The organism is Mucilaginibacter limnophilus, from assembly GCF_004005815.1.
Lineage (GTDB): Bacteria > Bacteroidota > Bacteroidia > Sphingobacteriales > Sphingobacteriaceae > Mucilaginibacter > Mucilaginibacter limnophilus.
Window position 1 is genome coordinate 145,422 of record NZ_SACK01000002.1, and the last position, 16,418, is coordinate 161,839.

Sequence of the window (16,418 nt, forward strand, 5' to 3'; positions counted from 1 at the left end):
TGAGTTTACTTAAGGTAAAATGAAAAAAAATATACTTCTTTCTATTATATCAGGCTTGCTGCTGTGGATAGCGTGGCCGCCAACGGCGTATACCACTATTTTGCTGTTTGTAGCTTTTGTGCCAATGCTGCTGGCTATGGAAGACATTATCAATTCAACAAGCTATACGAATAAAGGGCGTAAGTTATTCTGGACAGCTTTTCTGGGCTTTTTTATATGGAACACGCTATGCATTTATTGGGTATATAACTCGTTGAAAGACGCGGGTGCGATTATAGCCATTTTTATAGCGTTGATTCCTTACAGTTTAGGTCCTTTGCTCATGTCAACCGCTTGCTGGTTGTATTATCGCCTTAGGCGGATAACAAGCAGGAATTTTGCCCTTGCTGATTTAGTGGTTTTCTGGATAGGTTATGAATACCTGCACCAAAACTGGGACTTAAATTTCCCATGGATGACGCTGGGTAATGGGTTCGCGGTGTCACACAGCTGGGTACAGTGGTATGAATTTACAGGTGTTTATGGGGGTACTATTTGGATATTGCTGGTAAATATTCTGCTGTTTTTAGCATATACCAAGCTTGCTGAAAATGATAACCGTAAAAAGGTCTTTAAAACGGCTGCTTTTGGCATAGTTGTCTTTGTGCTACCGCTGATTTTTTCACTGATCACATACTATACATATAAAGAAGCGGAAAATCCTTCCAATATCGTTATCGTTCAGCCTAATATCGATCCTTATGAAAAAGAAGGAAAGATATCGCATACCAAACAAATTGAGATCTTAACCCGGTTATCTGATTCACTTGCGCAGCCTAATACAGAGTTTTTTATTTGGCCCGAAACAGCAATTTCAGGCTACATGAATGAAGATAAGATACGCGCCGACTCGCTATTTATATTGGCGAAGGGATTTATTAAAAAGTATAAAAACGGTAACCTTATCACCGGTGCCGAAACCTTCAGGCTTTACAACAGCCGTAAAACACCAACCGCTTCTCCGGCGAATGAGGCCGGCACAATGTTTTATGATAGTTACAATACGGCGCTTAATATTGAAAATTCAGGCCAATTGCAGTTTTACCATAAATCGAAACTGGTGCCTGGTGCCGAAGAACTGCCATTTGGTGAAGCATTGTCGTTCCTGAAACCAGCGTTCGAGCATTTAGGTGGCAGCACAGGGGGGTACGCCGGTCAGCCTGAGCCGGGGGTGTTTTATTCGCAAAGCGGAATAGGTGCTGATCCGGTAATATGCTATGAGTCTATCTGGGGTGAATATGTGGCCGAGTCAGTTAAAAGAGGTGCTCAATTCATCGCTATAATTACCAACGATGGCTGGTGGGGAAATACATCAGGTAAAGATCAGCATCTGGAATATGCCAAGCTGCGTGCAATAGAAACACGCCGCTGGGTATGCCGTTCGGCAAATACAGGTATTTCTGCTTTTATCAACCAGCGTGGGGATATAGTAAAACATTCTGACTGGTGGGTTAAAGCAGCTATGAAGCATGATATCAACCTCAATTCAGATATCACGTTCTATACCCAATATGGCGACTTTATTCCGAAGGGGATTTCAATATTGGCAGCAGGCGGAATATTTTGGGTAATATTTAATTTGAGGCTACGCCGGAGGAACGTTAAGCTTAGCGGCTCAAAATAAAAGCAAGCAGATCGTTTATCGGTTGGCGAATAATTTTGCCTACCCTGATGTTGTGCTCTTCACAAAGCAACCTCAGCTCATCAGCAAACACAAACGCTATCGAGCCAACAAAATGGCACTTGTAACGGTGGTATTGTGTATGATTTTTAATGTTAGTTTCAATAAATTCAGTAAGGCCCCGGCGTAGTAAATCCTGTGCATATTCGGTTTCACGCACTTTATACAAAAACTTTGTGAATGATGCCAGGTATGAGTTTGCTTTGGGCTTTTGGTAAACGTTCCGGATTACAACTTCTTTGTTCAGCTTAAACTCTGCCCCGAACTTGCTTTGTACCTCGGGGGGCATGTTGCCATACAGGTAATCGGTAACAAGCGCTTTGCCAAACCATGTACCCGAACCTTCATCGCCAAGCACATAGCCCAGGCCGTAATAACTATCGTGTATATCAGTACCGTCAAAAAATGAGATGTTCGAGCCTGTTCCCAATACACAGCATAACCCTTTCTCGTTACCGCAGGTAGCATATGCCGAACCCAACAGGTCGCTATCAACACTAATAAAAGCGTTTGGAAAAAGCGGACTGAGTGCATTCGATACGATTTCGTGTCTGTCAGGACTTGAGCAGCCCGCCCCAAAAAAGTACACTTCAGTGATCTCGTCGGCATAAACCAGCATGTCTTTTGCCTGGTTTTGCACCAGTTTGGTGATCTCTTTTTCTGAAAGAAAATAGGGGTTTAAACCATCGGTGCGGAAAGGCTGAGGCTCCTGGTTTGGAATTGATAACAGCCAATCTGTTTTTGAAGAACCACTATCGGCAACCAATATCATGAACAGATCTCCTCCAGAACCTGGAAGGTAAGCGGTTTGTGAATAAATTGGGTAATGTATTTGTTGGCAGTTGATTTACGAATATCCGTTGGGTCTAATGAAGAGGAAAGCATAAATATTTTTATACTCTTTTTATCAATATCAAGTTTATCATATTCCTGCAAAAATTCGAAGCCGCTCATCAGGGGCATCCGTATATCCAGGAAAATAACATCAGGCTTAACCTCCCCATTGCGCAACGCTTCAACCGCGTCAGTTGCCGACTGGTAAACCACTATCTTTTCGGCAAAGTTGGTGGTTTCTAAAATTTTGCTCGTAACAAAGTTGTCGATATAGTTATCGTCAATTAACAAACAAAATTTGAAGGGGGCAGCCATCTAAATCAAAAATATACTTTTTGGCAGTAGTTTTTAAATTTTATTTAATATCGATACTATTAGTTATTTGTTTTAAAGTCACTTCCGCCAGTTTCGATTGATATTGCGCCTGCGTAAACCTTGATTGCGCGTCAAGGAAAGTACGTTGTGCTTCCCGTATCTCAAGCGGCGTTATATTACCCAAACGATACCGTTCAAGCGACAAGTCAAGGTTCTTTTTCGCCAGCTCCTTATTCACTTGTCCAAGCTTTATCAGGTCGAGGCCTGAAGTATAACTTACATAAAAATTAGTTATAGTGGCCTCTATATCCTGCTGGGTTTGCTTGTTTCGTAACTCTGCATTTTCAATTTGTAGCTTGGCATTACGTTCACGGCGCCATTGATTAAACCCGTCGAATATGTTTATGGAAGCTGTTAGGCCGTAATTAAAGCCACGACTATTTTGCACTCGTGCGAAGCCGGCAGGATTTTTAGAATCACTTATAGTATAGCCGCTGGTCAATGCTATCTGCGGATAACGTGTGGCCTGCACCTGACGTAAATTGATCTCGGCAAGGCGTTTATTTATTTGTCCGGCCAGTATTGAAGGGTTAAAATTTTGCGCCTTTGTAATAACGTCACCCAGCTTTAATGATTCATCAACTATAATGGTATCACTTACATCAAAATCTGCCTGAATTTCACGGCGAAGTAGTTGATTTAGCTGTATTTTAGTGGCCTTATACTGCTGTATCTGGTTGATAAGATTTGCCGTATCAAGGTTAGCATTAACCAAAGCAGTATTTACTTCGAGCCGTGACACTGCCCCTACACTGAACTTATCACTTGCTATTTTAGCCTGAATACGGGATGTGGCCAGTACGCCGTTAAGCGCCTCTATCTGGTCTTTCTGACTTATCAGGTTGTAATAAGTGGTAACAACCCCCGCCACTACGCTTTGTATGGTATCACGCAAGCCAAGCTCACCAAGCTTGTTAAGCTCTTTTAACTCATCATAATTAGCGAACATGGCAAGGCCATCAAACAGCGTCCAATCCAGGTTTACACCGTAGGTAAGCCCGGTATTGCGCGCGTTATTGATGTTGTTAACTGTGCCATCGGCTCGTGTTTGTTTAGTAGTAAGGATACTGTTGCTTGTGGTAATATCGCCGCTTACAACAGGCAGCATACCCGCGTTACCAATGGTCACGTTATTTTTTTGAATGGCCGCGTTATTTTGCGATAGTTTAATGTTGAAGTTATTCTGCAAAGCCAGTTCAACCGCCTGACGCAGCGTTAGCTGTGGCACCGTTTGTGTTTGCGCGAATGAGCCAAACCACAACAGCCCTAAGCATAAAATTATATATACACGCTTCATCATTTACAGGTTCTCTATCAGCTTAGGTTCTTTAACTGGTTCTTCTTCGGCCGGCTCAGCATCAGGGTCGCGGCGTTTGTTAGGCGCCATCAACAAGTACATAGCCGGAATAACGTAAAGGGTTAGTACGAGCGAAAACAGCATACCGCCCATGATCACAATACCCAGCGATACGCGGCTCTTGGCGCCCGCACCCAGCGCGAAAGCGATAGGTACAACACCCAGCACAACGGCCAAACTGGTCATCAGGATAGGCCGTAAACGTGAGGTAGCGGCCTCAACAATAGCGTCATATTTACTTATGCCATGCTCCATACGCTGGTTAGCGAACTCCACTATTAGGATACCGTTTTTTGTCACCAGGCCTATCAATGTAATAATACCTATCTGACTAAAAATATTAAATGTCTGACTAAACAGCCATAGCGATAATGTTGCACCTGCCAGCGCCATCGGTACGGTAAGCATTACGATAAGCGGATCTAAAAAGCTTTCGAACTGCGCGGCAAGTACGAGGTATATAAGCACCAGCGCGAAGCCGAATGCGAAAAGTATGCCTGATGACCCCTCTTCATAATCTCGTGAGGGCCCGGTTAGCGCAGTACTGAAAGATGGATCGAGGTATTTTTTAGCGATGCGGTCCATTTCTTCCAAACCATCACCTATGGTTTTACCCGGTGCAAGTCCAGCCTGTATAGTAGCAGATTTATAGCGGTTGAAGTGATATATTGATGGCGGCGCTGAACTTTCTTCAACTTTCACCACATTGTCAAGCTGTACCAGGTTGCCACGTGTGCCGCGCACATATGTCGATTTCATGTCTAACGGCTGGTCGCGGTTGGCGCGGTCAGCCTGGGCTATCACCTCATACTGTTTGCCGTTCATCAGAAAATAATCAAGCCTGCCGCCGCTGTAATATAACTGCAGCGTTTGGGCAATGTCGGCTACCGATACGCCAAGGTCACGTGCACGGTCACGGTCGGTAGTGACCCTTAGTTCAGGCTTGGTAAATTTCAGGTTAACATCCGTTCCCTGAAAAACAGGGCTTTTCTGTACCTCGTCAAAAAAGTCGGGCAATACCTTGCGTATTTTTTCAAAATCCTGACTTTGAATTACATATTGTACCGGCAATGAGTTACGGGCACCGCTACCGCCGCCGCTAATCGTTTGTTCTTGAGTAACTATTGCACGAGCATCAGGCATTTTGGCCAGCTTGCCATTCAGCCAATCGGCAAGTTGCTGTTGAGTACGTACACGTTCGTCGGGTTGTACCAGCCCAATACGGCCAAAACCAGAGTTTGCCGAGCCCGCGCCGCCACGCCCCGGTGATACAATTTCAAGATTTACATTGGCTTCGGGTATCGAATCGGTTACCAACTGAGCTACCTTGTCCATGTACCTTGTCATGTACTCATAAGTGGCACCTTCAGAAGCGGTCGCGTTATAGCGTAGCATGCTCCGGTCGTCAAGCGGAGCCAGTTCTGACGGGATGGCTTTTGAGAGCGTTAAGCTAAGGGCCACGCCAATCGAAACAACCAATATCACTACAGCTACCCATTTACGCTTCATGAAATTGATAAGCGTTTGGGTATAGCCAGAGGTCATTTTTTCAAAGAAAGGCTCAGTTTTTATGTAGAACTTCGATTTTTTCTGATCCTTGCGTATCATTTTTACGCTTAACATCGGCGTAAGTGAAAGCGATACAAATGCCGAGATCAATACCGCGCAGGCAACCACTACTGCAAATTCACGGAACAGCCTCCCGGTAAAGCCCTGCATAAACACAATAGGCAAAAACACCGCGGCCAACGTTACAGAAGTGGAAATTACGGCAAACAATATTTCTGCTGATCCCTCAAATGCTGCCTTTCTCACCGGCATGCCTTCTTCTATCTTTTTAAAGATATTTTCGGTAACCACTATACCATCGTCAACCACCAGGCCCGTTGCCAGTACAATGCCCAGTAACGTCAATATATTGATGGAAAACCCGAACATCCACATGATAAAAAAAGTGCCCACTAATGATACGGGAATATCAATAAGCGGCCGGAAAGCTATCAGCCAGTCGCGGAAGAACAAATAAATAATAATCACCACCAGGATGAATGACACAATAAGCGTTTCTTCAACCTCTTCGATGGATTGTGTTATAAACCTGGTAGTATCATTAGTTACCTTCAGTTGAATATCAGGTGGTACGTCTTTTTTAATCTGCTCAAGACGGCGGTAAAACTCCTCGGCTATTTCTACATAGTTAGCGCCGGGCTGAGGTACCAGTCCCAAACCTACCTTAGGCACGCCGTCTTCTTTAAGCGCGGTTTGCTCATTTGATGAACCAAGCACGGCATATCCAATATCACGCAGACGGATCACCCGGTTGCTGTCGCTGCGGATGATCATGTTGTTAAAATCCTGCTCGGTGCGCAGCTTGCCAATTGCGCGTATAGTAACTTCGGTGTTATTGCCTTCAAGTTTACCGGCGGGCAGCTCAACGTTTTCCTGAGCAAGGGCATCGCGGATATCTGTAGCGGCAAGGCCAAGTGCGGTTAGCTTGTTCGGGTCTATCCACAAGCGCATAGCATATTGCCGTTGCCCTAATATATTGATAGAACTTACACCCGGAATTGTTTGTAATGCTTCCTGCAGATCGTTTTCGGCATAATCATTTATCTGCATTATGTTACGCGTGTTGCTGCTCACAATCAGCGTAACAATGTTATCGGCGTTGGCATCGGCCTTGGTTACTACCGGCGGCGCGTTAATGTCCTGTGGTAACTGGCGTGCGGCCTGCGATACTTTGTCGCGCACGTCGTTAGCGGCGGTTTCAAGGTCGGCATCCAGTTCAAATTCAACCGTGATATTGCTTGATCCAACTGAACTTGTTGAGGAAATATTGCGAATACCCTGTACACCGTTGATCGCTTTTTCAAGCGGCTCGGTTATCTGCGATTCAATAACATCTGAGTTGGCGCCGGAATATGAGGTAGATACATTGATGATAGGCGGATCAACTGAAGGAAAATCGCGTACGCCCAGATAACGATACCCTACTATACCAAATATCACAATGGTTACCGAGAGTACGGTAGCCAGCACAGGGCGCTTTATACTTACCGACGATAAACTCATTGCCTTACCACCTTTTGTACTTTAACCGGAACACGCGGGCGCAGTTGTATTATGCCTGATGTGATCACACTGTCTCCTTCCTTCAATCCTTCTACTATTTCTATTTGCTTATCCGTGCGTAAACCAATTTTCACCTGGCGCTGCATGGCCATTCCGCTATCTAGCACAAACACGTTGTTGTTCTTTATATCAGGAATAACGCTTTGCGTTGGTACCATAATGGTGCGGGGAATTTCTTCTAATGCAAGGCTTATTTTGGCGAAACTTCCCGCGGTTAATAACCCATCAGGATTGGCTGCCCTTGCTCGTACGGTTATGGTACGTGAGTTCACATCAATTGATGGCTCAATAGCATACACAGTTGCTGTAAATGTTTTGCGAGAGCTTTCAATTATGAAATTAACCTTGCTGCCATCTTTTATCAGAGACAGATATTTCTCCGGAACGGAAAAAGTGATCTTAGCCGGATCAATATTCACCAGCGTTGCTACCGGTGATGACGGCGAAAGGTACCCGCCCGGGCTTACATTACGCAGGCCAACAGTGCCTGAAAATGGCGCGCGTATTTCGGTGCGTGTTATCTGAGCGCGTATGGCAGCGCTTTGTGCTTTTAGCGAATTAAGTGATGCCAGCGATGTTTCGTATTCCTGCTTACTTACAGCTTCTTTTTCGTAAAGCACCCGGTTGCGATATTCGTTTTGTTTGGCAAGGGCAACCTGGTATTCATTCTGTGCCAGCGATGCCTGAAGGTCCTGACTGTACACTTTGACTAAAAGCTGCCCCTTTTTTACCCTGCTGCCCTCATTGAAATAAATGCCCGTTATGGTACCCGATGCCTGGCTAACCAGGTTTACCTGCTCATTAGCACTGATAGTGCCGGTTATATCAATGGTTGTACTTAGTGCCGTATCGCGGACAAGCAGTATGTTCACAGGTACGGGTCCGCCTCGCTTTCCACCCTTGTCGTCGGGCTTTATTTTATCGTCGCCGCCAAAAAACTTATTGTAAATAAGGTAGGCTACAAGTATTGCCAGTAAAAGATAAATTATGTATCTGATTTTCATATATAAGTAAATCGCCCCGAAAAGCAAAGGCAACCAGTTGGGCAAGTAAAGTAACCGCTTTATAACCCGCAAAATAATTGGTTTATTGCCGTTAAAGTTTTTATGTATCAACCATTTTACATCTTATTTGTGTTACAATGAGTTGAGTAAACAAGACAAAAATTTCTAACTTGCCGGATGAAAAAAATTGTACTATTTAGTTCTATAGCATTATTACTGATCTCTATGAGCAATATGGCGGGCGCTGCAGGAAAAGCACAAATATCATATACTTTAACTTTTCCTGAAGCACAGGCACATTATGTTGATGTGGAGATGAGGGTCAAAGGCTTGGCACAGCAAACCACCAGCCTTAAAATGCCCGTTTGGACACCGGGATCGTACCTTGTTCGTGAATTTTCAAAAAATGTGGAAAGCTTTAGCGCATGGCATGGCGGCGACCGACTTACCGCAGGTAAAACCAGCAAAAACACATGGCAGATAAATACAGCCGGCGTTACCGAACTAACCGTTAAATATCGTGTGTATGCTTTCGAGATTTCGGTACGTACCGCTTTTGTTGATGCATCGCATGCTTTCCTGTCAACATCGGGTATATTTATGTATCCTCAGGGAATGCTTGATCAGCCTTCAACCATAAAGATCATTCCTTATAAAGGATGGGATAAGGTGTCAACAAGTTTAGCGACTGTAGGTAAAGACCCTTTCACCGTAACCGCTCCTAATTACGATATCTTGTTTGACTCGCCTATTGAAGTAGGTAACCAGGATATTTTTGATTTTGACGTTGACGGAACCCACTATGAAGTGGCCATGTACGGCGGCGGTAACTACGATAAAGAACGTCTGAAAGTTGATATGGCCAAGATCATCCGTGAGCAGGCGTCAATCTTCGGCGAAAATCCTAACAAGCGTTATGTTTTCATCGTTCATAATTTTCAGCGTGGTGGCGGTGGTTTAGAGCATTTAAGCTCGACCGTGTTGGGCGCTTCGCGCGATGGCTATGGTGACGAAAAAGGTTACCAGGGCTTTTTGGAACTGGTAGCGCACGAGCATTTTCACTTATGGAATGTTAAACGCCTTCGCCCGATAGCTTTAGGTCCGTTTGACTATGAAAAGGAAAATTATACCACCAACTTGTGGATAGCGGAAGGCTTTACCGCTTACTTTGAAGGCAAAGTGATCCGCCATGCGCAGATGTACCCGGTAGAAACTTACCTTACTTCGTTGGCAGCTGATATCAACGGTATTGAAAACTCACAAGGTGCTAAGGTTCAGTCAGCTTCTGAATCAAGCTTTGACGCATGGATAAAATACTATCGCCCTGATGAAAACTCATCTAACTCATCGGTATCATATTACAGTAAAGGTGCTGTTATAGGTTATTTGATGGATTTGGAGATCATTAACAGCAGCAATGGCAAGTATTCGCTTAACGATGTAATGAATTACATGTATAACGAGTACTACAAAACCCGTAAACGTGGTTATACCGACGCTGAATTTAAAGCCGGCGTTGAAAAATTTGCTGGGAAGAACTTTGATGATTTCTATAAAAAGTATGTGTATGGTGTTGAGCCGGTTGATAATACAAAATACCTGGGTTATGCCGGTTACAAACTGGTTAATGAGTTGGCCGATAATAATGCCCCGTCATTAGGCATTGCTACTTCAAAAGGCGATGGCATTGTAGTTACCGCTGTTGCCCGTAACGGCGCTGCATGGGTTGACGGTATTAACGTAAATGACGAGATAACGGCCATTGACGGCGCGGCGGTAACTGATTTAAACGCGGTTATCAATAGCAAAAAGCCGGGTGATAATATCAACGTAACAGTAATACGCGATGGTAGGCAACTGGTATTGCCAGTTACGTTGTTGAAAGCAACACGTGTACGTTATAAGATAGAACCTGTTGACAACGCCAGTGAAAAACAACTGACTGTTAGAAAAAAATGGCTCAAGCTGTAGTAAAAAAATAACACTTTGTTAGTTAAAAAAGCCGTTTTTGTCTATCAGGAACGGCTTTTTGCGTTTGATTAGCCGTAAAGACGATTCGGCACAGTTATGGTATAACAGTAAGTGCATCTATAAAATTGAATATTAATTTAAAAAACAACACTATGAGATCACTACTGTATATAATTGCTGTGATTCTGATTATAGGATGGGCAATTGGCGTATTTGCATATTCTGCAGCTGGTTTAATACATGTACTATTGGTAATTGCTATTATAGCATTACTGCTGGGCATTATCCGCAGACCTACTGCTGTATAACAAAAGAGATTATAAAAATTAGAAAGGCTGTGAGAGATCACGGCCTTTTTTTTGATCCTCACTTAAACCCTCTCGAAAGGAGAGGAAGAAAAGAAAAAAGGCCGCCAATGGCAGCCTCTTCCTCACTCACATATTTCTGTCACCCAACTATTTTTTCTCGCTTTTAGCAGTTTGGTTAATACCCGCTTCAGCAAGTTCGGTTAATAAACCGTCGGTTTTCTTTTCTTCTTGCAAAGTAGCGTCAAGTATTTCAACAGCTTCGTCTAAACCTAATGTAGCGGCCAAAGTTTTAAGTGTGCCATATGAAGCTATTTCATAGTGCTCAACTTTTTGAGCAGCAGCAATAATGCCCACGTCGCGGGTGATGCTGCCGTCTTCGGTTTCGCTCATTATTTCTTCACCTTCTTTAATAAGGCCGGCCATTGCTTCACATTTTTTAGCAGCGGCTTTTTCCTCGATTAATTCAAATACACTTTCAAGACGGGTAACCTGATTTTCGGTTTCGGCTATATGTGTTTCAATTGAAGTGCGTAATTCTTCTGAAGTTGCTTTTTTAGCCATTTTAGCTAAAGCTTTAACCAGGTGTTGTTCTGCCCAGTAAATGTCTTTTAACGAATCAACAAATAATTCATGTAAAGCTGATTCTTCTGCGATCTCTGTAGTTTCAGGCGCAGATTTTTTTGATTTGGTTTTTGCAGTTGCCATAATGTAGATTCTTTTTTAATGTTTTTCTTTTTATCAATATGCTAATACTATGCCAATGCGGTATTTTTAAATAATTAAATTAATTAATATTCAATTTATTGGCTTTCAGTATATTCTTTCAGCCGCTCCAATCCTTTTTTAAGGTCTGCTTTTGTGCTGTGCAGGTCTTTCCATGGATCATCTATTTTATCAGCACGCTCCTTTATATTATAAATGGTGAAGTTTGACAGCTTTAAATCATAGTTTACTTCATCCCAATGCAGTGGTGCCGATACTGTAGCACCCGGTTTTGGCCGTACTGAATAAGGGCAGGCAATGGTTTGGCCGCGACGGTTCTGCAAAAAGTCGATATATACTTTATTTGGACGTTTTGCCGGACTGCGTTCTATACTTGTAGTATCGGGTAGTTCATCATGTACTAAATTGGCTACGTACTCGGCGAACATCTTCACAAAGTCATAATCATATTTAGCGCCCAAATAGCAGTATATGTGCAACCCTTTTGAGCCTGACGTTTTAATAAACACATCAAGCTTCATCCGGTCAAACACTTCTTTAGTTTTCAGTGCGGCATCAACCGCCTGACTGAACGGTACATCATGCGGGTCAATGTCTATCACCACATATTCCGGGTTTTCAGGTTTTTTGTATGTACTCAACCAGGGGTTAATTTCAATGCAACCTAAATTTACCATGTATAACAACGTGGCGGCATCGGTACCGATAATGTAATTGATATCTTTATCGTTACTTTCTGAATACAGCTTTTCCGTTTTTATCCAATCGGGCAGCGGCATGGTGTTGTCTTTCTGAAAAAAGCCGGGGTCATCTATACCGTTCGGTTGCCTGCGCATCGATATGGGTTTGTCTTTCAGATAAGGCAATATGCGGTCGGCCATGCTTTCATAATACTTTACCAGCTCACCTTTAGTAATACCTTCATTCTTCCAGAATATTTTGTTGGGATGGGATATTTTAACCTTCTTACGGCCAAAGGTAAATTCCATATCATCGGCCATTTGCTTATCCGGGGTTTCGGCTACTACCTCTTCAGTTTCCTTATCAATGCGTAATCCTTTATAAACCGGGTGCCGTAAATGTCCGTCTTCAGTCCATTCGGTATACCAAACCTCGCAAACCAGTTCGGGCTTAAGCCAGGTGATTTTTGTACGCTGATGCACCTTCTCATTAAATGGACGCTCCTTGGTAATCAGTGGTTCCATTTTGGCGTACAGGTCTTTCAGGCTTTCCTCGTTAAAGCCTGTACCGCAATTGCCAATGTATTTTATACTGTCGCCCTGGTTAATGCCTAATATCAAAGCACCAAAATGCTTGCGCGAACCTGTAGGCGCTGAAAAGCCGCAGATAATCGCTTCTTGTGAACTTTGGTACTTGAACTTAAGCCACCTGTCGGTGCGCTTACCGCTCAAATAATAGCTCTGGCTATCTTTGCCAATTATGCCTTCCCATTCTTCTTTTTTCGCTTGCGCGAAAAGATCGCTGCCCTTGCCTTCAACGTGCCCGTTATAAACAATAGCTGTTAAGTTATGCTGACTGATAAATTTTTCAAGCAGCGTTTTGCGCTTAATCAGTTCAATATCACGCAGGTCGTGCCCGTCAAGGTTCAGGAGATCGAAAACGTAGTACTTTAAGGTTAAGTTCTTTTTATCGCCGCCATAGTTTTGTATATCCTGAAAGCGGCTTCTGCCGTTATCATCCTCAATTACCAACTCGCCATCAAGAATGGCTTCTTTGCTTATTTTTTTAAGCTCTTGTATAACCTTTGGATACTTCTCACTAAAATCAATTCCATTTCGCGAGATCAGCTTCGCCTTTTTACCGGTATAGCCAATGGCACGATAGCCATCAAGCTTGCGTTCATATATCCAGCCGGCATCGTCAACCAGTTTGTCTTCAAGCTTGGCCATCATAGGCATATACGTTCTGCCACCAGTTGGAGCATCTTTAACTTCCTCCTCAATATCTTCAGATTCTTTTGGTTCTTTAGGAATATCTTTAGTGTTTGATTCAAGTGTTTTTACCTTATGGTTTTTGGGCAGGGCTTTGGCTTTGCCGCCCTTGTTGTTCTTCATGGCCTTTACATTGTCGGGCACAAAGTCTTCACTGTTAAAACTATCCAACGCGTATTCGTCACGGTGTTTAATTAGCAGCCACGAATTATTTTCGTCTGATCCCTTCAGCTTTACCAGCGCGAACTCACCATTAAGTATCTTGCCTTTCAACCTGAACTTAAGATTGCCTGATTTTAAGCCCGCGCGTAAAATTTTGATATCATCTTTCCGATCATCAGCAAGCGACTCATATGTGCCGTTATCCCATAGCAGAACTACTCCGCCACCGTAGTTGCCTTCGGGTATTATGCCTTCGAAATACTGATAATCTATCGGGTGGTCCTCTACCATCATAGCCAGCCGCTTATCGTCAGGGTTTAGTGAGGGGCCTTTAGGTACCGCCCAGCTTTTTAGCGTGCCATCAAGCTCGAGCCTGAAATCATAATGCAAATGTGATGCATGATGCCGCTGCACCACAAAGTTGAGTGTTTTGTTATCGCTTTTACCACCCTTTGGTTCGCTGGTTTGCTTAAAGTCGCGTTTATTAACATACTCCTTTAACCCCATAGCTTACGCTCCTTTCTTAACGTTAAGACTTTGCATTAATTGATCATATAGATCCGCCTCTTTGGTTTTATGCGGCTTCAGTTTTTTGATGGTTGGGCGCTTGCCTTTAGCCTTAGCCTCAATAATTTTAAGCAGTTCGTTATGGTACTCATCCTTAAACTTACTTACATCAAATTTTTCAGCATACTGGTTTATCAGCGCCAAGCCAACATCCAGCTCTTTTTTGCTTACTTTAACATCATCACCAATATTCAGGTCTTCGGTACCGCGTATCTGCTGACCAAACCGGATGCGCGTTACTACAAGCACATTTTTTACAGGGTGAACTATACAGAGGCTTTCAGTACTGCGCAGTACAAAGCGCGCTAAGCCTGCTTTTTTTGATTTGATAAGCGCCTGCATTAGTAATGCATAGGCCTTATTATTTTTAGTATCGGGCTCGGTATAGTATGATGTTTCGTAGAACATCGGGTTTACTTCGTCAATATCAACAAAGCTTTCAATCTCTATCACCTTACTTTTTTCGGGAGCGGCATCTTCAAAATCGCTGTCTTCCAGTATCACATAATCGTCGTTGATCTTATAACCTTTAACGATCTTATCATAAGGTACTTCCTTCTTGGTTTTTTCGTTTACACGCTGATATTTTATACGTGAATGGTCGCGGCTGTCGAGCATATCCAGGTCGAGCCCGGTTGTTTGTACAGCCGAATACAGCTTAATGGGGATGCTTACCAGCCCAAAACCTATTGACCCTTTCCAAATCGATCTCATAGTAAATGCAATTGGTGCTTTACTATAACTGATGATAAAGCCAAAGGGTTTGCAATGGCGGCTAAATACAATTGATTTTTAACTGAATAGCGTTAATCTTCCGGTTTTTCTTTTGCGTCGGCCATGCGTACAATGCGGGGCGAAAACGTGGCTACCACATCAACCAGGTCAGTTTGCGCAGCCATAACCGCATGAATATCCTTGTATACCATCGGCGCTTCGTCAATGTCTGAACCTACCAGCGTTATCTTCTTATCCTCCAGTTCGGCAACTATCATATCACGCTTAAGTGTTTTAAAAGCCGCACTGCGACTCATCAGCCTGCCTGCACCATGTGAGGCTGAATTGATTGACTCCGTGTTTCCTTTGCCGCGTACAACAAAACCCGGTGTGCTCATTGATCCGGGAATGATGCCCATAATGCCTTCGCCCGCCGGCGTCGCTCCTTTGCGGTGTACCATTACTTCAGTGCCATCTGCCAGTTCTTCTTTCCAGGCAAAGTTGTGATGATTTTCTATGCGCAACAGCGGCTGCATATTTAAGGCATTAGCAATCTTATTATGTATCTCATGATGGTTGGCCGATGCATATTCCCCGGCAAGGTTCATGGATAGCCAGTACTCCTGTCCTTCCTGTTTATCCAGATCGAGCCATGCCAGCCGCTTTGCTTCCTGCGGCAAAGTGGTTTTTTTCATGGCAATCTCTGAATAGTAGTTGGCTATGCCAGCGCCGAATCCCCTTGAACCAGAGTGCGACAGCAGCGCCAGATAATTACCGGCAGGAACCCCTTCAAGCATACCCTCAGCTACTTCCAGTTCACCCCACTCAACAAAGTGATTACCTGTTCCCGAGGTACCCAGTTGCCTGTAGGCCTTATCTTTAAGCGACCGTATCAGCGGTGTAGCTTTCCATTCCGGCTTGTCAAAAAGCGTAGTGTCATGATGTTTTTTCGCTTCGCTGCCCATACCAAAATGCGTATTTTTCAGCAACAGGCTTTTTAAATGCTCGGCTTGCGTGTCAACAGTTTCGGCAGGCATATCAAAAATGCTCAGGCACATACGGCAGGCAATGTCAACCCCTACAGCAAAGGGAATAATAGTATTAATGTCAGTAGCCAGTACGCCACCTATCGGCAGTCCGTAACCTTGGTGTGCATCAGGCATGAGTGAGCCGGCTACTGATATAGGCAGCTGAATAGCCGTTTTCATTTGTGCCAGCGCGCCGGCCTCTATATGCTCAATGCCGTACACCGGAAAATTGGCTATTTCTTTTTTAAGCTGATGAATGGGGCGTAGCTGACTTTGCAATTTGCCTTCTTTTTGTAGGCTGATCACCTTATCGGCAATGTTTTTAAACTTGCCATTCTTTTTTAGCGAATAAGGTTCGGGGTTGGCAAGTAACGCTTCCAAATTGGCCAGTATCTGCGCTTTATCCATCACCTTGTGTTTAAGCAAACCGTTGGCTACCCTGCTGAACAATACCAGCAAATCAATATCGGTTATGCCTAAAGCACTTAGTTCACTGTTGCTTATCTTCTCTTTTTCCATATGAAAGCCATTATTATCTAACAACTGCTGTTGATTGTGGTTGTTTAACAAA

The 16,418-nt window shown here is 43.7% G+C and carries 12 protein-coding genes; 3 read left to right on the plus strand and 9 right to left on the minus strand.

The window, feature by feature from the left end; genetic code table 11:
* Positions 1-19: 19 nt before the first annotated feature.
* Positions 20-1,663 carry an apolipoprotein N-acyltransferase gene (lnt, locus tag EOD41_RS05010; RefSeq protein ID WP_127703702.1) on the plus strand — a complete coding sequence of 548 codons (1,644 nt, stop codon included), beginning with the start codon at positions 20-22 and terminating at the stop codon, positions 1,661-1,663.
* Here lnt and EOD41_RS05015 read toward each other — a convergent pair.
* The 5 genes from EOD41_RS05015 to EOD41_RS05035 are packed head-to-tail and all read right to left on the minus strand — an operon-like array spanning position 1,647 to position 8,422.
* Positions 1,647-2,492, minus strand: a complete 846-nt coding sequence (locus EOD41_RS05015; protein WP_127703703.1) for an N-acetylglucosamine kinase — start codon at positions 2,490-2,492, stop codon at positions 1,647-1,649. The two genes, lnt and EOD41_RS05015, sit on opposite strands and share 17 nt — an antisense overlap.
* Positions 2,489-2,869, minus strand: a complete 381-nt coding sequence (locus EOD41_RS05020) for a response regulator (protein WP_127703704.1) — start codon at positions 2,867-2,869, stop codon at positions 2,489-2,491. Before EOD41_RS05020 ends, EOD41_RS05015 begins: the two co-directional genes overlap by 4 nt.
* A gap of 40 nt (positions 2,870-2,909) precedes the next feature.
* On the minus strand, positions 2,910-4,229 hold the full coding sequence (locus EOD41_RS05025; RefSeq protein WP_240663195.1) for a TolC family protein: 1,320 nt from the start codon (positions 4,227-4,229) through the stop codon (positions 2,910-2,912).
* Entirely contained in the window at positions 4,230-7,358 is a 3,129-nt protein-coding gene (locus tag EOD41_RS05030) for an efflux RND transporter permease subunit (protein ID WP_127703705.1), read from the minus strand.
* Positions 7,355-8,422, minus strand: coding sequence for an efflux RND transporter periplasmic adaptor subunit (locus EOD41_RS05035; RefSeq protein WP_127703706.1), 1,068 nt, complete (start codon positions 8,420-8,422; stop codon positions 7,355-7,357). The genes EOD41_RS05030 and EOD41_RS05035 overlap by 4 nt, the downstream gene beginning before the upstream one ends.
* Positions 8,423-8,599: 177 nt before the next feature.
* Here EOD41_RS05035 and EOD41_RS05040 point away from each other — a divergent pair, with 177 nt between their 5' ends.
* Both EOD41_RS05040 and EOD41_RS05045 read left to right on the plus strand, forming a co-directional pair.
* Positions 8,600-10,393: a M61 family metallopeptidase gene (locus tag EOD41_RS05040; RefSeq protein WP_127703707.1), complete on the plus strand. Its 1,794-nt coding sequence runs from the start codon at positions 8,600-8,602 to the stop codon at positions 10,391-10,393.
* Between the two features lie 152 nt (positions 10,394-10,545).
* Positions 10,546-10,701, plus strand: a complete 156-nt coding sequence (locus EOD41_RS05045; RefSeq protein WP_127703708.1) for a lmo0937 family membrane protein — start codon at positions 10,546-10,548, stop codon at positions 10,699-10,701.
* Between the two features lie 147 nt (positions 10,702-10,848).
* On the opposite strand, the gene EOD41_RS05050 is transcribed toward EOD41_RS05045, so the two are convergent.
* From EOD41_RS05050 to EOD41_RS05065, 4 genes are all read right to left on the minus strand, one after another.
* Entirely contained in the window at positions 10,849-11,406 is a 558-nt protein-coding gene (locus tag EOD41_RS05050; RefSeq protein ID WP_127703709.1) for a YciE/YciF ferroxidase family protein, read from the minus strand.
* A gap of 95 nt (positions 11,407-11,501) precedes the next feature.
* Complete coding sequence (ligD, locus tag EOD41_RS05055; protein ID WP_127703710.1) at positions 11,502-14,045, minus strand: DNA ligase D; 2,544 nt, start codon at positions 14,043-14,045, stop codon at positions 11,502-11,504.
* A gap of 3 nt (positions 14,046-14,048) precedes the next feature.
* Positions 14,049-14,819 carry a non-homologous end joining protein Ku gene (ku, locus tag EOD41_RS05060; protein ID WP_127703711.1) on the minus strand — a complete coding sequence of 257 codons (771 nt, stop codon included), beginning with the start codon at positions 14,817-14,819 and terminating at the stop codon, positions 14,049-14,051.
* A 92-nt stretch (positions 14,820-14,911) separates the two neighbouring features.
* Entirely contained in the window at positions 14,912-16,366 is a 1,455-nt protein-coding gene (locus EOD41_RS05065) for an RtcB family protein (protein ID WP_127703712.1), read from the minus strand.
* Between the last annotated feature and the right edge of the window lie 52 nt (positions 16,367-16,418).